The following is a 24,634-nucleotide window of genomic DNA, read 5'->3' on the forward strand; positions in this document are numbered from 1 at the left end:
TATTAATAATCAGATGTTGTAGCTACCATGTATGTCGCAAACTGCTGATATACAAAGAGATGAGGGGGATTCATATGAAAAAGTGGTTTGCAATATTGTCTGTTATGGCAATCATCCTGGTGTTGGCAGGCTGCGGTTCCTCAGATAACGCGTCTAGCGCGTCAGGTTCAAGCGGAGACGTGAAGAAAATTATCGTAGGCACAGGCACTCAATTCAAAAATGTATGCTTTATTGACGAAAACGGAAATTTAACAGGTTTTGATGTGGAGCTGATTAAGGAGCTGGACAAGCGTCTGCCTCAATACGAATTTGAATTCAAAACGATGGATTTTGGAAATTTGCTGCTAAGTCTCGATGCCGGCAAGATTGATCTGGTATCGCATCAAATGGAAAAAAACCCGGAGCGCGAAGCCAAGTATCTGTTCAACAAAAATCCGTATAGCATTTTTCTGAACAGAGTCGCTGTAGCGAAGGATAACAATACCATTCATTCAATTGATGATTTGAAAGGGAAAAAGGTACTCACCAGTCCAACCAGTAATGCGGCGTATGTGCTGAAAGAGTATAACAAAACCCACGGAGATGCCCTGAATATCGTTTATACGAGTGGTGCAGCCAATGATACGGTACAACAAATTACGAGCGGCCGTATAGATGCTACCGTTACGACAGACTTTGCGAACCGTTTTAACACCGATGAAAAAGGAGAAGTAGCTCTGAAGACCGTTGGTGATCCTTTGACTCAATCGGATGTACTGTATGTACTGAACAAAAATGAGCAAGGATTGGCGGATGACCTGGACAAAGCCATTCAGGAAGTGAAGGACGACGGTACGTTGTCGAAGCTGAGCATTAAATGGCTTGGAGAGGATTTCACTAAGTCTCTGGAAGATGTGAAAAAAGAAGGTAGCAGTAAGAAGTAAGGATAGACTTGAACATTTCAGCGGTCAGGGTACTCTATGTATTCTGACCGTTGATGTATAGAAAGGAGGCAGGCATATGAGCAGAGAGTTCAATATCGACTATGTTTTTAGCTTTATCCCGAAAATGCTGTCTTACTTACACATCACCTTATTTATTGTGGCAAGCTCGCTTGTATTGGGGCTTATCATTGGTCTGTTGGTTGCGCTGCCTCGCATGTATAACATTCCATTTCTCAAACGTGTTTCTCAAGTGTATGTTTCCTTTTTTCGCGGAACACCTATTCTAATCCAATTGTTTCTGGTGTATTACGGCCTGCCAGAGCTACTAAAGCTGGTGGATATCAATTCCTCCAGATGGGATGTGCTGTGGTTTGCCGTAGCGACCTACGCGCTCAATAGTGGAGCCTTTATTTCCGAAATTATCAGGTCAGGAGTAGAGGCAGTAGATCGAGGACAAATCGAGGCTGCGCAGTCCGTCGGCATGTCAGGCTATCAGACCTTCACACGTATCATAATGCCGCAAGCGCTGGCTGTGGTGGTTCCGGTATTTTCTAATCTGGTGATTGGCAATCTGAAGGATACTTCGCTGGCATTTACGATCGGAGCGATGGAGATGACAGGGAAATCACAGACATTAGGGTCGGCTACCCAGCATTTTGTTGAAACCTATATCGCGTTATCCCTTATCTATCTGGTGATCAGTCTGATTTTACAAAAATTGTTCAAGGTGCTGGAAAATACGCTTCTCCGGCATGAGCATCGGGATGCAGTACAGAAAGAACCCGAAAAACGAAAAAGCTTTGTGGTGCGCTACCTGAGAAGTCCTCGTCTTAGTAAAGGAGGTAAAGGCATATGAGTCTGGATTTTGGATTTATATATACTGCCTTTTTAGGGTTGTTCTCCGCGCTGCCCAACACTTTAATTATTACGGTGGTTTCCGTACTGGCAGGGTTGGTCATCGGTATTATAACGGCACTGGCGCGAATCTATAAGGTTCCTGTGTTGTCCCAAATTTCTCACGGTTACGTTACCTTTATCCGTGGCACACCGATGCTGATGCATTTGCTGCTTATTTATTTCAGTTTGCCTTTGTTGATTGATGCGGGAGCGAAGCATTTCGGCTGGCCTCTGCATTCCAAAGATGTTCCTTATATGGTATTTGCACTCATTTCGTTTTCCATTACCAGTGGTGCGTATATGTCTGAGGTCGTCCGTTCTGGAATCCAATCGGTCAACAAGGGGCAAATCGAGGCGGCTTATGCCGTTGGTATGACGACGTGGCAAGTGCTGAGACGGATTGTATTTCCGCAGGCGTTCGTGGTGAGTTTGCCAAACCTGACGAATTCCGTTATTGGGATGCTTCATGGCTCTACCTTGGCCTTCACGGTTTCGGTCACAGAAATCCAGGCACAGGCTGAAATTCTGGCATCTACCAACTGGAAATATTTAGAGGTATATATCGCGGCTGCACTGCTATTTTGGGGCTTGACGGTATTAATTGAGCGAATATCCGGCTTGGTGGAGCAAAAAATCAATGTGTTTAATGGAGGTCGAGCATCATGATCCGTCTGCAAAATATAACGAAGTCGTTCGGCAAACATGAAGTGCTCAAAGGCATTGATTTGACCGTGAACAAAGGCGAGGTCGTCGTTATTTTAGGCCCGAGCGGTTCAGGAAAAACGACTCTGCTACGCTGCATTAATTATCTGGAAAAGCCGAATGATGGGGAAGTCAGCATTGGCGATTTTACAGTGAACTGCAAGCGACCTGCGAAGAAGGATGTTTTGGCTCTACGTCAAAAGACGGCTATGGTTTTTCAGCAGTACAATTTGTTCAAGCATAAAACAGCACTGGAAAATGTCATGGAGGGACTTGTCGTTGTCCGCAAGATCAAGCAGGAGGAAGCGAAAAAAATTAGCATTGAAGTGCTGGAAAAGGTCGGTCTGGGTGAAAAGCTGAATCATTATCCAAGCCAGCTATCCGGCGGGCAGCAGCAGCGTGTTGGCATAGCGCGTGCCTTGGCGCTGAACCCGGAAGTGATTTTGTTCGATGAGCCGACTTCGGCGCTGGACCCTGAGTTGGTGGGTGAGGTGCTGTCGGTGATCCGCAAGATTGCGAAGGAAGGCATTACAATGATTGTCGTTACACATGAAATGGGTTTTGCGCGCGATGTTTCAAATCATGTGGTATTTATGGATGGCGGTCATATTATCGAGGAAGGCACACCGGACGACATTTTTAACCACCCCAAAGAGGAACGTACCAAACAATTCCTGAAACGGATTACACCGGAATATAACTATTCAATTTAGACGGGAGAGGGAGACATGAGTATTAAAATCGGAGTATTGGATCAAAGCCCTATACATGAGGGGGAAACAGCAGCGCAGGCCCTTCGTAATACGATTAAGCTAGCACAGCGTGTAGAGGAATTGGGGTTTACGCGCTTCTGGGTATCAGAGCATCACGATTCCGAGCAGGTTGCGGGGTCTTCGCCAGAGGTACTCATTTCCCATTTGCTGGCACGCACTGAGCGTATTAAAGTCGGTTCTGGTGGAGTGATGCTTCAGCATTACAGCCCTTATAAAGTAGCTGAAAACTTTAATGTGCTTTCCTCTCTTGCACCGGGTCGCGTAGATTTGGGAATCGGACGTGCGCCGGGCGGGTTGCCGAAATCCACACAGGCGTTACAACGAAACGTTCATGACGCGCCTTCTCTCGAAGAAAAAATTGATGAAGTAAGTGGCTATATTCATAATATTCCGTCTGAAGAAGGACCATTAGCCGGGTTACAGGCGAATCCGATTCCAGAAACACCAGCGGATATTTACGTTTTGGGTACAAGTACAGACAGTGCTGGAATTGCTGCGCGTTTGGGGTTGCCCTACGTTTTCTCGCAATTTATCAATGGTAATGAGCAGGTTGCATTGGAATCATTCCGTACGTATCGGGAGTCTTTCGATTATAGTTATGGACGTGAACCGAAAGCTCTTTTTGCGCTTTCAGTCATCGTAGCGGACACTTCCGAGGAAGCTGCAGAGCTAGCAGGGGAGCACAAGCTGTACAAAATTCATCTGGCCAGTGGCAAGACGGCTACGGTGGGCACGCTGGAAAGTGCAGAAGAGTTCGGCAAGCAATCAGGTGAAGAATATACAATTGAAGCTACACAAGCGCAAATTAACAAAGGGAATAAAGATGAAATCTATGCTGTGTTGACGGAAATTCAAGCGAAGTATCAGGCAGATGAGCTAATTGTTACGACAGGAATAAGGGATATACACAAGCGTGTGCGCTCATTCGAGTTGTTGCATGAAGCTTTTGCCGGGTTGCCTGTGCAGTCCTAGATGTTGTTGGTCTGAGAGAATTATAACTATTTTGGGTTCACGAAGGAGGAATAGGGATGAGTGGATCAACCGGGACGAAGGAGCAGGTTTTGGAGCAGAAGCTGGTGGACATTCGCCGCCATCTGCATCGAAATCCCGAGTTATCTAACGAGGAGGTTGAAACTACCGCCTTTATCCGCCGTCTGCTGGAAGAACAGAACATAACCATTCTGGATGTGCCGCTACGTACCGGATTAGTAGCGGAAATCGGCGGACAGCAGGAGGGACCAACTGTTGCGCTTCGTGCAGACATTGATGCGTTGCCTATTCAGGAGGAGACGGGATTGCCTTATGCTTCGGTGCATTCCGGCAAGATGCATGCCTGTGGGCATGATTTTCATACCGCATCCCTGTTAGGAGCAGCCGTATTGTTGAAGCAGCGGGAGCAGGAGCTGAAAGGCACGGTTCGGTTGGTTTTCCAGCCAGCTGAGGAAAAGGCCAAAGGCGCTACCCAAGTGCTGGACAGCGGTGCGTTGGCAGGGGTGCAGGCCATATTTGGCCTACATAACAAGCCGGACCTGCCCGTAGGCACGGTCGGCATCAAAGAAGGCCCGCTAATGGCAGCGGCGGATGGTTTTTACATCGAGGTGGAGGGTCTGAGCACACATGCGGCAGTGCCGCATGCAGGGATTGACCCCATCGTGGTATCGTCACATATCATTACGGCGCTGCAATCCATTGTGAGTCGGAACGTTAATCCGCTGGATAGCGCGGTCATTAGCGTCACGAAGCTGCACAGTGGCAACGCCTGGAACATCATTCCTGACCGTGCACATTTGGACGGAACAATTCGCACATTTGATGAGAATGTTCGCGCCCAGGTGACTGAGCGCTTTGAGCAGGTCGTAAAAGGCGTTGCCAATGCTTTCGGCACGAAAGCATCTATCCGTTGGATCGAGGGTCCGCCACCTGTACTGAATGACGGTAAGTTGGCCGTCATCGCGGAAGAGGCGGCAGAAGCGGTCGGTCTGGACGTAGTTCGTCCCATACCATCCTCGGCGAGCGAGGATTTTGGGTTTTATCAGAAGAACATCCCCGGTGTGTTTGTCTTTGTTGGCACTGCGGGAAGTCAGGAATGGCATCATCCTGCCTTTGATCTGGACGAACGCGCGTTGCCCGGAACAGCGAAGCTACTGGCTTCACTGGCAGAATCGACATTGATATCCATAGAGTAGGAGTGCGAGCCTAGTCTATGGATACTTATCCCCTCCTTGTAGAGGGGATATTTTTGTTTGACGCTATATCATTCCAATGATAGTATAAAATTGTAATTTTATTCAAAATCGAGAGCGGGTGTAATAAGAGAGTAGGCGTTGTCGTTTTAGATGTCTCGTAAAAATAAAAGGTATGGAGGTTAAATAAATGCCGAAGAAAAAAGGAATGATCATGGCTTCTTTTTCATTGGTAGTGGCTGCTTCTTTACTGGTTGGCGGGGCTAACGTTGGTTCAGCAGCCTCAGATTTGGGAAGCACTTCTGATATAGAGTCGACAAATATTAATTTGGCTGCTGCTGATACACCTGCTAAATTCAAGCCATCGATAGAATGGGTTTGGAAGAATAGAATGGTCAAAGAAGGCTCTACCAACCGTAAAAATTTGATTTTTGATCAAATCTATGCGGGAAAAGGAACGCTAAATTATGTAGTGCGTTGGCAATCCTCTAAAAATATCACTCTTCAGCAGCGTAAAGATATGGCTTCTATGCTGAGTCGCCAAATCAATAATTGGAATAAGCAGTTGAAAGGGTATGATGGATGGCCTTATAACAATATTACAGTAAATATAGTAGGCTGGGCCGTTGCGAATCCATCACAGATTCTTAACAAACAATCTAATGAAATCGTTTACACGCATACCATTACGGATGACTTAAGTAAAACAGACCCGAATATTCCAGCTAAACTTCCGGTTGCTCCTAACGCACTATCGAGATTTGAACATTTTATGGACCCTAACTATTCTTACCCGGGTGGACTGGACAAGCGGTTTGATATGTACTTATGGGGAACTTCCAATTTTCAGGGTGGAGCCGGCGGAGATTGGGGGCAACGTATGCCTGATGATTATATCCTGAACACCTTGAATTCGGATGAAATCCAGATTACAGAGCACGAGATGGGGCATGGATTCGGGTTGCCTGACTTCTATGAAGAACATGAGCGTCCACCCGGTGGTTTTCCTGTGCCAACTATTATGTGGGCCGGAAATTCTCCCAAAATAACAGAGTGGGATACCTGGATGTTGCGCTATACCTGGAGCCAGGTCAAGAAGGATACTACTCGTTTTCCTACCCGCTAAAAAATGCTAGAGTAGTGTGAAAACGATTATAAATAGAGCCGTTTGTTCCAAAATCAAATTCTGTGGTGGAATTGATTTAGTGAATAAACGGTTTTTTCATTTTATAAAATACCAGTTTTGTGCATGCAAAGGGTATGTATATTCCAATATACGATTAAAATGACTAATTTAAATTATTAAGGAAAATATTGACGATGCAAAAATCCAGTGATAATATGATTTGTGATTATTTACAAAAAACGACAAGGAGGATTGATAGTGTACTCTTGATCTCCTAGATTAGTTCGCAAACACGAAAAGAGAGGTGATAGAGATAGTCGTTTCAAGAACACTATTGCAATAATACAAATGGATATGGAGGTACATACATGTTGAACAGAAAAGGAATGATGATGGCTTCTTTTTCAGTAGTCATTGCTAGTTCATTACTGATAGGAAACGCTAGTTTTGTATCAGCGGATTCTCATCTAAACGGGAATTCTGTGGTTGCGGCAACGGGTGATTCGACGTTAGCTGATATGCCGCCCTATCTCAAATCCTCAGTGGAATGGGTTTGGAAGAATAGGATGTTGACTGAAGGCTCAACTGCTCGTAACAACACGATTTTTGATCAAATTGATGCGGGAAAAGGGGCACTCAATTACGTTGTGCGCTGGCAATCTTCTAAGCCCGTTACACTGCAACAACGCCAAGATATTGCTAGAATGCTAGGTCGCCAGATGAATCATTGGACGGAGCATCTCAAAGGATATGATGGCTGGCCCTATCAAGATATTAAAGTAAAAGTGGTAGGGTGGGCTGTTGCTGATCCTTCACTATTACTGGACAAGCAACCTGACGAGGTCGTTTATACGGATACGACTACAGATGAGTTAGCTTCCGAAAAACCTGAAATTCCCGCTGTACTCCCGGTTGCGCCGGCAGCCTTGTCCAGATATGGGCACTATTGGGACCCGTACTATTCGTATCCGGGTGGATATGATAAACGCTTTGATATGTATTTGTGGGTAACCGAAAATTTTGTAGGAGGAACCGGTCAGGATTGGGGCCAACGTGTGAATGATGATTACCTTTTTAGCACTTTAAACTCGGATGAGATTGAAATCACGGAACATGAAATTGGGCATGGATTTGGCTTAACTGATTTTTATGAAGAACACGAGCGTCCACCGGGTGGATTCCCAACCAACACCATTATGTGGGCTGGTGATTCCGATCATATCACAGACTGGGATATCTGGATGCTGCGTTATACCTGGAGTCAGCTCAAAAAAGATACTTCTCGTTTCCTTAATACGACTAGAGGTGATGAGGGTCCCATCGATACATCACCTGATGAAAACGTAAACATTGCACCAGCTGCAACGGTCAGCACTTCCTATACTTCATCTTGGGAAGATATAAGCGCACTCCATGATGGATTTGATCCAACCAGCTCTAATGATCGAAGTCATGCCGTGTACGGCAATTGGCCTGAGACAGGTACACAATGGGTCCAATATGATTTTGATCAGGAATATACGGTATCCCAAACGGAAATCTATTGGTTTAAAGATGGCGGTGGCATTGATGTTCCTAAGTCTTACAAGATTAAGTATTGGAATGGTCGTAGCTGGTCCAATGTCAAGCAGGCTAATGGATTGGGTACTTCGGCAGACCAGTATAATACGACTACTTTTACGCCTGTAAAAACAGCGAAATTGAGAATTGAAATGGTATCCAAAGGTTCAGCATCCACAGGGATATTAGAGTGGAAAGTAGCAGCTAACAAACATTAAACATCATACTATTTGTCCAGAGGTTGTCTCCTACAATATTTGTGGGAGACAACCTTTTCTAATTCATAGCTGATCAGTTAGAGTCTGATGAGATCAGGCTTTTTTTGCGCCTTGATTATGGCGTTTGTTTCCTTCATATTTGTATCTATGTTTTGCTAAATTCTCGTATGAATGGATCACTAAGAATGAACGGGTGTACGATAGTATGTATAATGGACATCAGACATGAAAGAAAAGAGGACAGAAAGCGATGAGTCACGACGTGAATGCTCCTTACGATGTACATGTAGCATATGGACCGGTGTTTGAGCTGCTTAGCAGCTTACACACCTTTATTTGCCGCAAGGCTTACAAGAAGACCGATTTATCAGCCGGGTGGGCGGAGCAAGTGCGTGGAACGCTGTCCCCAGGTTTGTCCAAATTGCTGGAGTCCATGGAAATCAATGCAGATTGGAAGGTTATTTATGGACTCGTCTGTATGCTTTCTGATCATGGGAACGTTAAAGAGGTTGTAGACCGTCTGGAGAACCGGACTGTACAGGAATTAAACGAACTGGCATCAGCCCATGGGATCGAGCTGCCTGACGATATGGAGAAGCTTCGTAAACTTGCTTTGCAACTGCTATCTGGCTGGGACGAGGAGTATTTTCGCCATGTGGATACGAGTATTCTAAGCGGTCTGGAACAGGAAGCTGAACGGAGAAATAAGGAGAAGGGCGTATATAGCACTATGGAGTGGGTGGATCGTACCACTAATGGCTTCCGGTTCGAGCCTTCCAAAGGACTGACGCGGGTGTTGCTGGTGCCTCAATACCATTTTCAGCCGATTAATATCATTTATCGATTTGGGTCGCTCCTGTTGTGCCATTATTCGGCAGGGATTTATGTTCAGGAGGATGATTTTTTATCCCCGCAGGAATATCGAATGATCCGAAGTTTGGGGGAGAAGAGCAGGCTTAAGATTTTAAAATATTTGTATCAAAGCCAATCTCCACGAACCTTTATTGAGATTGTCCGTCATCTCAAGCTGTCCAAGGGAATCACCCACGACCATATTTTCAAACTCCGGGCCTCTGGCTTCATCCATGCACATTTTGATGGCGAAACATTACTCGGATATAGCGCACGGCTTTCGGCTGTGGATGAAATGCATCGGAGCATTCTTGGCTATATGGAGCGAAATTAGGTTGCACGCACCAGTTAGACTTTAACACTTTAAACAAATAGACGTCGATCATTTGGAATCCAGATGAGTTGGCGTCTATTTTTTTACATAAAAAATGGAGTTCTCTCTTTACAGAACCGGAATAGATTCCTATAATGAGATTTATCTTATTAATTACAACTTGTTCGATCGGAATTTACTAAATTAACTCGGGGGGATTATTTTGAAAAAGGGAATTATTCTACTCAGCAGTCTACTTCTGGCAAGTTCTACCTTATTAGCAGCTTGCTCTAGTGGTGGATCAGATAGCGCTAATGATGCTACTTCGCAAAATAGTGATGTCGCACAGACAGCCGCTACAGCGCAGCCATTAACAAGTCTGGTACAAGCTTCAGATTTATCCAAATTGCCGGAAGTGTCCAAAAAGAGAAGCGACACGATTATTGTTGGTCTGACTGACCCAGCCGGGGTGTTTACTCCGTATTTTAACCAAAGCGGCTATGACGGCAATGTGATTTCGCAGTTGTGGACTCCGCTGGTCACGGTAGACGAGAAGGGACTTCCGCTGCCCAATCTGGCTAAGAGCTGGGATATTTCCAAGGATAATCTAACGTACACGTTTCATCTGGTTCCCGGTACAAAATTCAGTGATGGCTCTCCTTTGACAGCAGAGGATGTCGCTTTTACCTGGACGTTGATCTATGACAAAGCCTATCCTGGTGACAGCCAAATCCGAAAGCTGAACATTAAAGGCGGCAAAGACTATACGGAAGGCAAGGCAAAACAAATTGAAGGAATCAAGGTGATTGATGCGCAGACCATTTCTGCGACGTTGGAAAAACCAAACGCGCTGGCTCTGCCGATTCTGGGTGACTATGTACTGTCCAAAGCCTACTACGGCAAGAATTACAAGTTCGGAGAGCTGGATTATTTTAAAAATTTACATAGTAGCCCTCTGGGAAATGGGGCTTATAAGTTGGAAAAGTTCATTCCAGGGCAAGAAGTTCGTCTGGAGGCGAATGATCACTTTTTCAAAGGCAAACCGAAAACACAGCATTTCATTTACAAAACAGCAGAAGGCGACGCTTGGCAATTCATAGAAACAGGCGATACCGATTTTGCTCAATTCACCGCAACTCAGGAAAATATCGACAAACTAAAAGGGCTTGGCTTTTTAAACATTTTGCCGTATACCCCGAGCACTTATGGATATTTGCAAGTAAATCTTGAAAATGAAAAGCTTAAAGATAAAAAGGTTCGTCAAGCATTGACCTATGGACTGGATCGGAAAAGCATTTATGTCGACGCAGCTCAGGGAGCAGGGGCGGTCGCAAACATTCCAGCTTCCCCAATATTCTGGTCTTACACGACCGATGGAATCAATCCATACAACTACGACCCAGAGCAAGCGAAAAAGCTGCTGGATGAAGCGGGCTGGGCAGAAGGTAGTGACGGCATCCGTGAGAAAAACGGTCAGAAGCTGACCATTCACCTGCTGACCTCTAAACGTCCAGAAACAGACACCTTTATTGCGCTTGCGGCTGAAAATTACAAAGCGATTGGCGTTGACCTACAGCCGGAAATCTTTGCAGACTTTAATGCCATGGTCGCCAAAGTAGAAGGTAAGGATTATGATCTTGCCGCCTTCTCGACAGGCATGCTGACAGATCCATCAGATGGAATCGAGCAATTCGTCAATGGAGAAGTCAAGGGATATAACAATCCAAAGGTAAAAGAGCTATATGAAAAAGGCTTGTCTACGACGAATATGGAAGAACGTAAGAAAATATATCAAGAATTATATGTGCTGCTAAACGATGAACTGCCCGTTATTTTTACCAACTATAAGAAGACGGTATATGCCTACAATGGTCGGATGGAACATGTAAAGGTCAGTCCGTTCATTGGCTTGTCTGGTAATCTGTTCGAATGGTCCCTTAAATAAGCCACATTTGCGGGCCCCTTGTGAAGAACATCAGGTTCGGATCAAGGGGCCTCCCAAATGGGGAAAACGTAATGAGTAGCCTGACCTTGAATTGAAAGGAGTCTGTCATGAGCTCGTTTTTAACGAAAAGACTGACGTATATGGTTATTATTTTGTTGGCCGCTTCGATGATGATTTTTTTCCTGTATGCCATGACACCGGGAGATTTCATTAGCGGCAATCTGAAGCTGTCGCCAGAGAGAAAGGCGGAGCTGAGGGAAATTTACGGCCTGAATAAGCCTATTCTTGAACGCTATGGAAATTGGCTGGGCAATGCGCTGCATGGAAATTTTGGTTATTCGCTTGCCCAGCAGAAGCCGGTGCTGACCTTATTTAATGAGTATATCTGGAACTCGTTTTTGCTGGCCGTTGTATCGACCTTCCTGACCTGGTTTATCGCGGTCATTATCGGTGTGGTTGCTGCTTATAAGCAGTATTCATGGTTTGATACTTTGGTAATGGTGGTGATTTTCGCTGCCATGTCTGTGCCCTCATTTTTTATCGGGTTGTATCTGATTAAAATCGCAGCGGTTGACCTGAAGTGGTTGCCACCCGGTGGCATGCTTAATACGGGGAGTAACGCTACAGGTATGGAGTATGTGAAGGAGGTTCTCCAGCATATGACCTTGCCAGTGATCGTTATGACGCTGCTGGGACTGGGGTCGTTGACCCGCTACTTCCGTAGCAATATGATCGACGTGATCCAGCAGGATTATATACGCACAGCCCGTGCAAAGGGATTAAAGGAAAGAAAGGTACTTTTTACGCACGCATTGAGAAATGCATTGCTGCCTGCCATTACGCTCGTTGGCTTCGAATTACCTGCGCTGTTTGGCGGGTCCCTGATTATTGAAAAGATTTTTAATTGGCCAGGAATCGGTCAGTTGTACATGCAATCCTTTTCGCTCCGGGATTATCCGCTACTTATGGGCTTTACGATGCTGATTGCCATATTGAGCGTTATCGGGACACTGTTGTCCGATATTTTGTATCGCATCGCGGACCCGCGTGTGAAAGTGTAAGAAGGGGGCTAAGGAATGTCATCCGTGAGCAGTAATTTGAGCAAGAGCAACGGCAGACTGCGAACAACTGTTAAATCTTCAATGTGGCAGCAAGCGCTCCGGCAGCTGTTCAGAAACAAGCTTGCTATGGCTGGTCTGCTTGTCGTGGTATTTATGTTTTTGCTCTGTTTTATCGGTCCGCTATTTTCTCCTTATTCCGATAATAAAACAAATATATTAATGATGAACAAGGCGCCAAATATCCATCACTGGTTAGGAACAGACAAGCTGGGGCGGGATGTGCTGACACGTGTGATGCAGGCAGGTCAAATTTCTCTTACTGTGGGTTTGGCTTCAATGGTATTGTCAGTCTTTTTGGGGGCTACGCTGGGGGTCATATCCGCATATTTTCGCGGGATTGCGGATCAGATTATTATGCGCGTTGCTGATTTGCTGCTGACGATTCCCAGTTTGCCCCTACTATTTATTATGGGCGCGCTGCTATCTGACTGGAAGGTTCCACCCGATCAACGGATGTATATTGTCATGCTGATGCTTAGTCTGGTCAACTGGCCGGGGATTGCACGGATGGTGAGGGGCCAGATGCTTAGTTTGCGGGAACGTGAATTTATGCAAGCCGCGACGGTACTGGGACTCTCGAATCGTCGAAAGCTGTTCAAGCATCTGCTGCCGAATATTTTACCGTTATTGATCGTTATCGCTACTTTGAATATTGGCGGAGCTATCTTGAGTGAATCTGTACTCAGCTTCTTTGGCCTTGGCGTGCTGCCCACGACACCGACTTGGGGCAACATGATTGATGCCGCTAACAATGTGCTGGATTTTCAGCAACGACCGTGGTTGTGGATACCGCCAGGCCTGTCTATTTTTGCTACAGTCATCGCTATTAATATTTTTGGTGACGGGCTGAGGGATGTACTTGACCCGAAACATAAGAGGTAGGTGATCATACACCATGGACAATTTACTTTCTATTGAACATTTAAGCACTCATTTTTATACAGAAGAAGGAACGGTTAAAGCGGTGGATGATATCAGCTTCCGTGTGAAGCCGGGGGAAACGGTATGCATTGTCGGTGAATCGGGATGCGGCAAAAGTATTACCGCGATGTCCATCATGGGTCTGATCCAGAGTCCCGGTGGTAAAGTGGCAGGCGGAAGCATCCGCTTTGAGGAAACCGATCTGCTAGAGCTTAGCAGAAATGAGATGCGCACGATTCGCGGACATGAAATATCCATGATCTTTCAGGAGCCGATGTCTTCATTGAATCCGGTCATGACCATTGGTGAACAGCTATCCGAACCACTGATTGAGCATTTGAAAATGGGCCGTAAGGAAGCTCGTAAGCGAGCACTGGAGCTGATCGAACAGGTCGGTATATCCCGGCCGGATCAGATTTTAAAAAGTTATCCGCATGAGCTGAGCGGGGGGATGCTGCAGCGAATTATGATTGCGATTGCTGTTTCTTGTGCTCCCAAGCTGCTTATCGCGGATGAGCCAACCACGGCGCTGGATGTAACGATTCAGGCGCAAATCCTGGATATGCTGCGTGAATTTAAAGCCCGATCCAATATGTCGCTCATGCTAATCACCCATGATCTGGGTGTTGTCGCCGAAATGGCTGATTACGTCATTGTGATGTATGCAGGCAAGATCGTCGAGGAAGGCGAAGTGGTACAGCTGTTTAATCATCCCAAGCATCCTTATACACAAGGGTTACTAAAATCCAAACCGGTGCTTAATCAGCGCCAAGATGAACTGTATTCCATTCCCGGGCAGGTACCTAATCCGCTGGAGCTGACGACTTCCTGTTATTTTCATGACCGCTGTGGGCAGTGCATGGACATTTGTCGTGTAAAGGAGCCTACATTAAAAGAAGTTTCAGCTCAGCAGAAAGCATCCTGCTGGTTATATGAGGAGGCGGTTGTTCATGGCTGAGCCATTGTTGGAAATAGACCGCTTAAAAACGTACTTTCCGGTGAAGTCCGGGTTTATGAACCGTACTTCAGGACATGTGCGGGCGGTAGACGATATCAGCTTTACGATCCGTCAGGGTGAAACCTTCGGATTGGTAGGGGAATCGGGGAGCGGTAAAAGCACGGTGGGCCGCACGATTGTTAGATTGACGGATAAAACGGACGGTACCGTAAAATACAAAGGGGTGGATCTCCATAGCTTGTCTGCCAAAGGGATGCAGGAACTTCGTCCCAAAATTCAGCTGATCTTTCAAGACCCATATAGCTCGCTGAATCCGCGTGTACGGATTGGTGATGCCATTGGTGAGGCGCTACTGGATCACGGTATAGCAACGAAGGAGGAGGTCCGGCAGATTGTGCTGGACGTGCTCAAGCTATGTGGATTGTCAGAGTATCATATCGACCGTTTTCCCCATGAATTTTCGGGAGGTCAACGCCAACGGATCGGCATTGCCCGAGCGCTGGCGCTTCAGCCGGATCTAATTATCGCTGATGAGCCGGTATCAGCGCTGGATGTGTCCATACAGGCGCAGATTATTAACCTATTCGCCAAATTGCAGGCTGAACGGGGTCTGACATATTTGTTCATTTCGCATGATTTGAGCGTGGTGGAACATTTGTGTTCCCGTATTGGCGTGATGTATTTAGGCTCCATGGTCGAAACGGCATCGCGTGACGAGCTATTCGGGAATCCATTGCATCCGTATACGAAGGCGTTGCTGTCGGCTGTACCTATTCCGGTGCCGAAGCTGAAGAGAGAACGCATTTTGCTCAAGGGGGATATTCCAAGTCCGGTTAACCCTCCTTCAGGCTGCAAGTTCCATACCCGCTGTCCGTTTGCAATCGACCGTTGCTCCAAAGAGATTCCACTCTATCGTGAGGCTCGTCCAGATCATTGGGTAGCTTGCCATTTGGCTGAATGAACAAAGTCACAAAGTCAGTCAGCAAATTTTAAAGCCGTTGAAACGACAGACCGTTCACAAGAGTGAAGGGGGCTGCTGTTTCAACGGCTTTTTAATGTCGTGATTCAAACCGCTTGGGTTGACAACACACCTGGAGCAGCGTTATATTAAATATTAATCGTAATGATTACTATTTAAGCTATAAAATCATGTCCATATCCGTGTTCATCAATCTCGCGGTAGTGATGGTGAACCTTCATGATTGGCATATATCACAAGGAGGAGCTTTACATGGCCAAGAAGTCAAAAGTCGTAAAAGAGAAGAAACGCCAGGAAATTGTAGCTAAATATGCGGACCTGAGACGTGAATTGAAAGCAAAAGGGGACTACGAAGCTTTGCAAAAGCTTCCGCGTGACTCATCTCCAACCCGCCTGAAAAGCCGATGCGAGCTGACAGGCAGACCTAGAGGATACTTGCGCAAATTCAAGCTGTCTCGTATCGCGTTCCGCGAGTTGGCACATAAAGGCCAAATTCCAGGAATTACGAAATCAAGCTGGTAAACAGCACTTATGTCGATCGTCAGCGCATGGAGATTATCTGTGTTGTTAACCTGAGGATATGTCTGATAGAAGGTTGTAACGGGAATGCTTCATGTCGTAGGGGGACATGGGGCATTCCTTTTCCATGGAAAATATTATCGTTTGTATTGATTCTCCTCAGATGGTTAGGTAGAATATGGACGGGTTAAAAATATACATAACAAACGATTACATAATGTGGATATATCAGATTATGTATACCTCAGGAGGAGCTACAAGATGGAAGTGAAACAGAGAGAGGACTCCTTTTGGAGTATGGTCAAAAAAGGAAACAAATCCTCGGGCTCGGCTGCGTTAGGTAATACCGGCATTGCTCTGATTAAGGGGATTGCTTTTGCCTTGACAGGCAGCGGCTCTATGTTTGCTACGATGATGCATTCCATTGCGGATGCAGTGAATCAAATGTTTGTATTCGCGGGCAGTGTATTGGCAGAGAAAAAACCGACAAAACGCTTTCCTACCGGCTTTGGACGAGTGATTAACCTGTTTTGTATGGTTGCCGTTATTGTCGTAACGATTATGGCCTATGAAACCGCATTGGAAGGCATTCATTTGCTGCAGCATCCGGCTGAATCTACACATGGATTTTGGATTAATGTAGTAGTGCTGATTTTGTCACTAGTGGTGGACGGATTTGTATGGAGCAAAGCGATGAAAGAAGTGCTGCATGAATCGAGAGTAGAAGCGAAGGGGCTAAGCATTTTCACCACTGCGTTCCGCCATGTGGGGCGTGCTGCACCGCCAACCCGTCTGGTGTTTTATGAAGATTTGGTAGCAACAACGGGTGGAATACTTGCTCTGCTAGCAGTAGTGGTTACTTCACTGACAGATTTTAAACTGCTGGACGGAATTTCGAGTATACTCATCGGTTGTCTGATGGTCGGTGTTGCTTTCCGGGTCGGTTACGACAACATGGTAGGCTTGATCGGTGTATCTGCTCCTCCTGATATCGAAGAACGTGTGGCTTCCATTATTCTAGCAGATACACATGTAACGGATATTTATCAAATGCGTATTTTGCAGGAGGGACGCTACTATCACGTGGAAGGGTTGATTGAGCTTACACCGGGCATGACGCTGGCAGATGCTGACGATATTAAATTTAGAGTCGAGGACGCTTTGCTACGTGATCCTAATATCTCAGATGCAGCATTGGGTATTCTGGAAGATGACGGGATTAGAAAGTGGAAACAAGAGAAACCCACAGTTTAGAAAAAATGATCAAAGCGAATCTGGACGGGGATTGGCAATAGTGTAAAACAAGAACTTCCATGACCACGGCAACGGGGCATCGAGGTTCTTTTATTTTTTCTCAATTGTTTTACTACCCCTTTGAATTTAGGATGATTGTTAGATACAATGAAAGCGTTAACAAAAAAAGAAGGTGAAACAAATGCTTCTCATGGGGAGGAAATGCAAATGAGTCTTCTGAGGGAGGCTTGGCCTGCTTCGCGGCTCGTTAAGGCGCTGGCTGGCGGCATGCAGGATTCAGTAAGGCAACGGTTAAGGAGTAATTGGACAAAAAGGCTGCGGACGACTGTCTCTGAGCCGATATACGCCGAGCTTTGGATGGATATTGAGCGTGTCTGTAAAGATAATCGGGAAGCATCATGGCCTGAACTGCCGTTGTCTCTGTTTCGGGAATTTGCTAATACAGGAGAGCGCAAGCCGTATGAGGATGTGTACTTTGAACGGCGTGGACGACTGGTTGCTATAGTGCTGGAAGCTGTTGTCAAGCCGGAGCCTCGAAAGATGAAAGAGGTGGAAAGCGGTCTGCTGGACATATGCAGCGAGTACACATGGGCGCTTCCTGCACATGTCAATGAAGAGGACCCAGTAACCCCGCCTTGGCAGCAGGTGGATTTATTCGCGTCCGAAACAGCACAAACGCTGGTTGAAATTTTATTGCTGCTAGGAGAACAACTGGCTAGCCATGTGGTCGCTCAGGTGCATGAAGAGATCGAACGTCGTGTGCTGGAACCCGTTTTTTGGAAGCCTCGTCATTTTGGATGGGAAACCGCAGATCATAATTGGTCGGCAGTATGTGCTTCCGGTTGCGGAATTGCAGCATTGCTGCTGGTAGAAGACGACTTTTCCAGAGCGGTAGCCATCGAGAGTATGCTGGGCGCGCTGGATTGTTTTTTGGCAGGCTACAGAGAGGATGGGGGATGTCCCGAAGGCGTAGGTTACTGGGTATACGGCTTTGGTTATTTCACTTATTTTGCCGATATGCTGCGTGAGTTTACCGAGGGAGCTGTGGATATTCTGAACTCGGAAAAGGTTAGGCAAATCGCAGCCTTTGCAGAGCGGGTTCATCTGTCGAATGGCATTTTCGCTAATTATTCGGACAGTAGCGAAACTGAACGATTGCCTTCCGGACTCATCTCTCATTTGAATTCATTGCAAGAACGACCATCTACACTCCCTTTCCGCGTACCTGGTCTATTGGAAGACCCCTGTCGCCGCTGGGCTCATGTATTGCGCAACCTGGTCTGGACGAATCCTCTGGCATTCGGGAGCGGTGAGACCGTTACCAATTATTTGCCGCAACTCGGTTGGCTGATGTGCCGCAGCCGCAGTTCCAGCCATAGTGGACTCGGAAGCCAAAAGGGTGAACCAGGTGTCATGCTTGCATTTTCAGCGAAGGCTGGGCATAACAATGAACCGCACAATCATAACGATCTGGGACATTTCATCCTTCATGACGGTGGCGAAAATATATTGTGTGATCTGGGAGCAGGCCTGTACACGAAAGCCTATTTTTCATCGGGACGAGAGTCGATTATCAATATCTCCTCCGGCGGTCATTCCGTGCCTGTCATCAATGGGACTATGCAGCAATCGGGCACACAGGCAAAGGCGGTTGTGCTGGATATTGCTTTGGATGAGCAGGAGGAGATACAGACGGGCACAAGGCTTAAGCTTGATTTGACATCTGCTTATCCTGTGGAAGAATTGGCGGTTTTCACCCGCTCCTTTACATGGAATGTGCTGGAGGGAAACGAGGGGGCAAGGCTTACCGTCACCGATCATTTTGAGTTTGAAACGTCAGGTGTGAGTATGAAGTCACGGGATGTGGAGGAGGTTTTCATCAGCCGTATTCAGCCTAATCTGGGAGCAGGCTTCGTGGAATGGAAGGGAGCGAACGCAGTCGTCAGGCTAGATTATGATGCCGGCGTGCTGCGGGCGGGGTTGGAGGCTGTGAGGCACATAGATCATGACGGAGCTCCCTTTGTGTTTTATAAAACATCGCTGCAACTGGACTCCAATCAATGGAACGGTTCTGCAAGCGTAGATTGCGATCTGTTTTTTACCATACATTAATTTTCATTTTGAATGGGAGGCAGACAGGATGAATAAGCTGCAGACAGGCAGCGTGTACCCTTGGCAGACGGAGCTGGAGAGATTTATAAAACAGGTGGAAAGCGCGCCAAATCGAGTGAATGACGGATGGACTCACCAACATAAGCTGGCTGTGCTGGAAAAGCTGGTTCGCGCATATGCCCTGCATCAGGATGATACCGGAGCTATCATTGACCCCCATTCTGAAAGTGAACGGTACTACTCCACCCCCTCCTATGCGTTGGCTGCGGCTGTGTTGGTCAAAGAAGGCCGGCATGATTTACTGGAATCTGCTGCTGCGGCCTTGACGCATAGCATAGCTTGTGTAGTGGAGGAAAAAGCGCCAGATCACCACCCAGACTTTTTTCCAATTATGATGATGGGAGCGTATCGGCTCCTTAAAAATCTGCTACCAGAACAAGCCATGGCATGGAAGCAGCAACTGAGCAGAATTCAGCCGGAGCAGACCTACATTTTTACGATGAGCAAAATGAAAAATCCGAACCGGATGATCAACTGGAATGCGATTATGATTTCCGGCGAGTTTTTGCGTGCAACGGAAGGAATTGCAGCCGATTCGGAATGGATGGAGACGTATATCCGCAGCTACCATTTGCCTCGTTTTACCGGGTTGGGCCTGTATCAGGATGGTCCGTTGGGTCGGCCCAATAGCCCATTTGCCTACGATATCGTTACACGTTTTCATCTGGGCGTGATGCTGGAGAACGGATATGATGGCAGCTGCGCACTCGAACTGCGTGACCACCTTCGCAGGGGGGCGCTCAGCACATTACTGGCGCTATCACCGCACGGGGAAATTCCGCCGCGTGGAAGAAGCGCCCAGCATCAGTGGAACGAAGCGGCGGCGGCCTTTGTCTTTACAACACATGCTCAGCAGGCTATTTCAGCAGGAGAGCATGGGCTCGCAGGTGCGTTCCGACGGGCAGCAGATCTATGCTGGCAAGCGATTAGTCGCTGGCAGACGGATGACGGCAAGCTACATATCGTCCGCAACCATTATTCGTCCGAGGCACGACATGGCTTTGAGGTGTACTCAAATCATACCTGCTACAGTCTGTGGACGGTGGCTGTGCTGGCCCACACCCTTCTATATGGGGAGGAGATGGATCACATTTCTCCAACCTTCATCCCGGCGGAGATCGGCAGCCGGGTGTTGGAAACGGATGGCTGGTTCCAGACTGTCATTGCAGCCGTAGACGGGCAGCAAATGCTTGTGCAAACATCGGTCAACGACCCGTACAATGTTCCGGGCATCGTGCGTATTCAGCAGTCTGCGCTGCCGTCGCTGATCGGTCCGTCCTCAGCAGGTCATGCAGACCGCGGCTTTACAGGCTTCGCGGAGGGAGATATTTTCCCGCTGAGCTATACCCCCGCCTGGCAAACGGAGGACGGAAAGTGGCACAGCTTGTCGGAAGGCATTCCCGGTACGATGGAGTTCGATCGGGATGGAGGGATTGACCCGCAGGATGGTGGAGGAACCGTACAGATGGAACAAAGCTCAGCGTTTGACGGAGCAACGGATTTTACACTCCTGTGGGAAGGCCCCTTCCCGGGAGTGAGGGAAATCCGAACGCATTATCGTCAGGTACCGGGCAAAATTGAAGTGGCGTATGAGCTTCAAGGCAATATTCAGAATGTAGGGGCACTTATTCCCCTAATGGCGTACGACGGTCGGGAGCGCAGCGTTATTCATCATGTCATGTCAGCTGGGAAAGAAACGGAAAGCATTCGAGTAGAATACGCAGGTGCAAGCCTTGAAGTCATCCCGACGACGGATGGAACGAACGTGGTTTGGCCGGAAGAACTAGCTTCTGTGGCCTGTCGGAATGGTTTACTTAAGGGAGCGCGTCTGGAATGTGAAGGTAATCGCATTTCCTTTATCATTCGGTTACCTGAATAGATAGAGCTGGAGCCATAAATATGGTTTAACATGTGGAAAAAGGAGAGGAAAAAGAAATGACGAAATCAGAAGCGTGGCTGGAGCAATCGTGGGAGCTGGCTTTGGATAAGACGCTTGCCTTGGCGGCAAGACTGGGGGACGCTTTTCCACATGTTGCTGAGGATGGACGTTATGATAATCGTGAAGAAGCGTGGTGGACAGCAGGTTTTTATCCGGGACTGCTATGGCTAGCCAATCGGGCGCGTCCTGACAGTGTGGCCGCCGGGATTGCACAGCGGTGCGAGGGTCGTTTGGAAAAAATACTCTATAATAGCGAAGCTGTAGACCATGATCTTGGCTTTATTTGGCTGCTCAGCGGCGTGGCCGCCCATCGATTGAACGGAGATTCTGATTCCAAAAGACGTGGGTTATTAGCTGCCAATCTGCTGGCTGCCCGTTTTAACGTGAATGGCCGTTTTATTCGCGCGTGGAACTTCCCCTCGAAGGACATGGATACACGGGGCGTTGCGATTATAGATAGTATGATGAATCTACCTTTGCTTTATTGGGCTTCGGAGGAAAGCGGAGATCCGCGTTTTGCCGCTCTCGCTGTGCAGCATGCAGATACCATAGCACGTGAATTTGTCCGTTCGGACGGTTCTATCGCACATGTGATCGAATTCGATCCGGAGATTGGAAAAAAGGTAGCCGAGCATGGCGGACAGGGATTTGCTCCCGGTTCTGCCTGGGCACGTGGCACGGCTTGGGCTCTGTATGGTTTTACGCTTTCGTATGGGTACACGCGCGATTCGCGTTATTTGAAGGTGGCCGAGAACACAGCTGATTTTTTCCTATCCCAGCTGGGCGATGCTTGCCTGCCTGTGTGGGATTTTAGAGCAGAAGAAGAGCACCGCGGGGCATGGGATTCATCGGCGGCGGCAATTGCGGCCAGTGGTTTGCTGGAGCTGGCAAAATATTCGATGCGTGCAGAGCATTTTACAGAAGCTGCAGCATCTATCCTCGAGGGCTTGCATCATACGTGTACGGCGTGGGGCGAGGAGCATGAGGGATTGCTGATGAACGGGACCGTACATTATCCTGAACAAAAATACATCAACGTTCCCATTATCTATGGCGATTATTTCTTTGTCGAGGCATTGGCAAAGCTGCGCGGTGAAGAAGGTTTGTTTAGTGTTGAATGCAAAAAATATAGTGTATAAGCGTGCAAGAACGAACTCATATTTAATTGTCCTATAATTTGTCAGATTTACGGAATGAATTGTGAGACAGCGTGTGTGTAATTTCATTTACATATACGCTGTTTTTTTATGCATGAAAAGGCTGGATTTATTTCGATGCCAAAGTACTACTAATAGGGGGTTAAGAGATTGTGGCTGCGCCTATTTTGTACCCAATCAGAGAAAAATCATTGTACATAAGCTCTTAACTCCTATGAAAAATTTCATTTTGATGCATGGAAATAGGTCCTTTTACTTGTTTAAGAGTATTTGCTCGTAAATTGACAATATAGGTGGGTAACCGTATGATATCTTCTTGGATAAAGGAATAAACTGGATTTTAAATATCATTTGCAAAAGGAGTTATACATATCATGACAGCATCAAGCGATTGTACAAAAAGAATATACGGAGGATTTTGGATAAGAACGGCAGCGTTTGTGATTGATCTGATCATCCTTACTGCCATAGTCCTTTTAGTAGGGGGCGCAATTTACATTATCCCAGATCTTCTGGGCATAAAGGAGACGGGTTTCATACAAGTACTGCTTATGTTGTGGCCGCTGATCTTATGGCTCGTAGTGCCATGGTTGTACTGTGTGTTATGGGAATCATCGAAGGTAAAAGCAACACCAGGTAAGCTTATGTTTTCTCTAATTGTAGTGAACAAGGAAGGAAAGCGGCTTGAATTCTGGCACGCTTCCGGGCGTTACTGGATTAAAGCTATTACTTTTGTGATTTTACGTCTTATTTATATTGTGGTCGCTTTTACTGCGAAGAAACAGGGAGTCCACGATCTTTGTACCAACACTTTAGTTGTGAATAAAAAAGAGTTGCAACGACATCAGCAACAATTGCCCTTCCCTCCAGTAGCTTCTAATATCATGAATTAAGGAAATTTCCGTTGCAGAAAATGGGTCTATTATGTAATATTAAGTCAATGATAATGATTATCATTTTCTGTAGACTATATAACTTGGAGGATACATCCATATGCTACATGTAAAAAAATCGACCAAACTCCCTATACTGGCGGGAGTACTGCTCATTATAGCCGTTGTACTATCAGCTTGTAGCTCTCAAGGAAATGTTGCCCAAACTTCCCCTACAGCAGGACAGGCTGCAAACAGCACGGTTCAAAAGGAAGAGGCATCAACAACGTCGACCACCCGAGAATATACAGACTCTCAAAAACGTAAAGTAACGATTCCGGTAAATCCACAGCGGATCGTTTATGTAGGCAGTGATCCGGGGGATTTGCTTGCCTTGGGTGTACGTCCAGCAGGTGCGAGTCTGAGTGTCATTCAGTCACAAATTGTGTACGCGGACCTTACCAAGGATATTACCGATGTAGGCTACCCGGTGAATCTGGAAAAAGTGACGATGCTGAAACCGGACCTTATTCTTCACGACAATTGGGATGAAAAGGCGATTGATACGTTAGCTAAAATTGCACCTACCGTGGCTCTCAATTCCGAACAGGCAACTTTTGAACGTATGCAGGAGCTAGGTAAACTTCTTGGAAAAACTAAAGAGGCAGACCAATTCAAAACCTTATATGACGAGAAGGCCAAACAAATGAAGGCCAAGCTGGATGTTGACATTAAGCCAGGAGAGACAGCGACAGTGCTGTTAGTTATGGGTAAAAACCTGTATGTTATGGGACATCAGGGTGCATCCGTGTCCTTGTATGATGTGCTTGGCTTTAAACCGGCTCCCAAGGTACAAACAGACCTGATTGATAAAAAAGAGCGTTTTGCTACCATTTCTAACGAGGTGCTTCCTGCATTTATCGGGGATGAACTATTTATTCTGTCGGATCAGAGTAAAGAAACAGTTGCAGTTACTAATAATCTGATGAACAGTGAAATATGGAAGACCATTCCCGCCGTTCAAAACAAACGGGTATACACGCTCGACAGCTCATGGAATTTTGATGATGCCATCACGAGAGAACGGCTTCTTGAACAAATTCCAGATCTGATGAAGCAAAAGTAAACATGGAACCGGCCAGTGCCTGAAAGCATTAGCTGGTTTCTTTGTTTTCTCATTATGCTATGAATACTTCCCTTGCTTAACCTATCTCTTATCAAGCTTTCTCCACCAAATTCTTCGCCAAATC

21 protein-coding genes are annotated in these 24,634 nt (G+C 46.6%); all 21 read left to right on the forward strand.

Annotation, left to right across the window (positions count from 1 at the left end):
• Positions 1–74: 74 nt before the first annotated feature.
• Positions 75–923 carry a transporter substrate-binding domain-containing protein gene (locus KAI37_RS10950; protein WP_023988354.1) on the forward strand — a complete coding sequence of 283 codons (849 nt, stop codon included), beginning with the start codon at positions 75–77 and terminating at the stop codon, positions 921–923.
• 76 nt (positions 924–999) lie between these two features.
• Positions 1,000–1,779, forward strand: a complete 780-nt coding sequence (locus tag KAI37_RS10955) for an amino acid ABC transporter permease (protein ID WP_023988355.1) — start codon at positions 1,000–1,002, stop codon at positions 1,777–1,779.
• Positions 1,776–2,486, forward strand: coding sequence for an amino acid ABC transporter permease (locus KAI37_RS10960; protein ID WP_220031250.1), 711 nt, complete (start codon positions 1,776–1,778; stop codon positions 2,484–2,486). The genes KAI37_RS10955 and KAI37_RS10960 overlap by 4 nt, the downstream gene beginning before the upstream one ends.
• A complete protein-coding gene (locus KAI37_RS10965; RefSeq protein ID WP_076294144.1) occupies positions 2,483–3,235 on the forward strand; it encodes an amino acid ABC transporter ATP-binding protein in 753 nt (250 codons plus the stop codon). Before KAI37_RS10960 ends, KAI37_RS10965 begins: the two co-directional genes overlap by 4 nt.
• Positions 3,236–3,250: 15 nt before the next feature.
• Positions 3,251–4,267: an LLM class flavin-dependent oxidoreductase gene (locus KAI37_RS10970; RefSeq protein WP_076294143.1), complete on the forward strand. Its 1,017-nt coding sequence runs from the start codon at positions 3,251–3,253 to the stop codon at positions 4,265–4,267.
• Between the two features lie 56 nt (positions 4,268–4,323).
• Positions 4,324–5,481, forward strand: a complete 1,158-nt coding sequence (locus KAI37_RS10975) for an amidohydrolase (protein ID WP_220031251.1) — start codon at positions 4,324–4,326, stop codon at positions 5,479–5,481.
• A 187-nt stretch (positions 5,482–5,668) separates the two neighbouring features.
• Positions 5,669–6,604, forward strand: coding sequence for a dockerin (locus KAI37_RS10980; protein WP_220031252.1), 936 nt, complete (start codon positions 5,669–5,671; stop codon positions 6,602–6,604).
• A 368-nt stretch (positions 6,605–6,972) separates the two neighbouring features.
• Positions 6,973–8,382 carry a discoidin domain-containing protein gene (locus KAI37_RS10985; protein ID WP_220031253.1) on the forward strand — a complete coding sequence of 470 codons (1,410 nt, stop codon included), beginning with the start codon at positions 6,973–6,975 and terminating at the stop codon, positions 8,380–8,382.
• A 250-nt stretch (positions 8,383–8,632) separates the two neighbouring features.
• Entirely contained in the window at positions 8,633–9,568 is a 936-nt protein-coding gene (locus KAI37_RS10990; RefSeq protein WP_071640715.1) for an ArsR family transcriptional regulator, read from the forward strand.
• A 202-nt stretch (positions 9,569–9,770) separates the two neighbouring features.
• Entirely contained in the window at positions 9,771–11,492 is a 1,722-nt protein-coding gene (locus KAI37_RS10995) for an ABC transporter substrate-binding protein (RefSeq protein WP_199767840.1), read from the forward strand.
• 107 nt (positions 11,493–11,599) lie between these two features.
• Entirely contained in the window at positions 11,600–12,553 is a 954-nt protein-coding gene (locus tag KAI37_RS11000; protein ID WP_023988364.1) for an ABC transporter permease, read from the forward strand.
• 15 nt (positions 12,554–12,568) lie between these two features.
• A complete protein-coding gene (gene opp4C, locus KAI37_RS11005; protein ID WP_069079650.1) occupies positions 12,569–13,495 on the forward strand; it encodes an oligopeptide ABC transporter permease in 927 nt (308 codons plus the stop codon).
• 13 nt (positions 13,496–13,508) lie between these two features.
• Positions 13,509–14,492, forward strand: a complete 984-nt coding sequence (locus KAI37_RS11010) for an ABC transporter ATP-binding protein (protein WP_220031254.1) — start codon at positions 13,509–13,511, stop codon at positions 14,490–14,492.
• Positions 14,485–15,453 (forward strand): ABC transporter ATP-binding protein, encoded by a 969-nt coding sequence (locus tag KAI37_RS11015; RefSeq protein WP_053325319.1) that lies wholly within the window; start codon positions 14,485–14,487, stop codon positions 15,451–15,453. Before KAI37_RS11010 ends, KAI37_RS11015 begins: the two co-directional genes overlap by 8 nt.
• A 270-nt stretch (positions 15,454–15,723) precedes the next feature.
• Positions 15,724–15,993, forward strand: coding sequence for a 30S ribosomal protein S14 (rpsN, locus tag KAI37_RS11020; protein WP_028542369.1), 270 nt, complete (start codon positions 15,724–15,726; stop codon positions 15,991–15,993).
• A gap of 258 nt (positions 15,994–16,251) precedes the next feature.
• Positions 16,252–17,244: a cation diffusion facilitator family transporter gene (locus KAI37_RS11025; RefSeq protein WP_076294136.1), complete on the forward strand. Its 993-nt coding sequence runs from the start codon at positions 16,252–16,254 to the stop codon at positions 17,242–17,244.
• Positions 17,245–17,451: 207 nt separating this feature from the next.
• Positions 17,452–19,356 carry a heparinase II/III domain-containing protein gene (locus tag KAI37_RS11030; RefSeq protein WP_220031255.1) on the forward strand — a complete coding sequence of 635 codons (1,905 nt, stop codon included), beginning with the start codon at positions 17,452–17,454 and terminating at the stop codon, positions 19,354–19,356.
• Between the two features lie 28 nt (positions 19,357–19,384).
• Positions 19,385–21,295, forward strand: coding sequence for a glycosyl hydrolase (locus KAI37_RS11035; protein ID WP_220031256.1), 1,911 nt, complete (start codon positions 19,385–19,387; stop codon positions 21,293–21,295).
• A gap of 56 nt (positions 21,296–21,351) precedes the next feature.
• Entirely contained in the window at positions 21,352–22,494 is a 1,143-nt protein-coding gene (locus KAI37_RS11040; RefSeq protein WP_071640723.1) for a glycoside hydrolase family 88 protein, read from the forward strand.
• Between the two features lie 392 nt (positions 22,495–22,886).
• Positions 22,887–23,405, forward strand: a complete 519-nt coding sequence (locus tag KAI37_RS11045; protein ID WP_220031257.1) for an RDD family protein — start codon at positions 22,887–22,889, stop codon at positions 23,403–23,405.
• Positions 23,406–23,505: 100 nt separating this feature from the next.
• Positions 23,506–24,510, forward strand: a complete 1,005-nt coding sequence (locus KAI37_RS11050; RefSeq protein ID WP_071640727.1) for an ABC transporter substrate-binding protein — start codon at positions 23,506–23,508, stop codon at positions 24,508–24,510.
• The last annotated feature ends 124 nt before the right edge of the window (positions 24,511–24,634 follow it).

The organism is Paenibacillus sp. S25 (assembly GCF_019454085.1).
Classification (GTDB): Bacteria; Bacillota; Bacilli; order Paenibacillales; family Paenibacillaceae; genus Paenibacillus; species Paenibacillus polymyxa_B.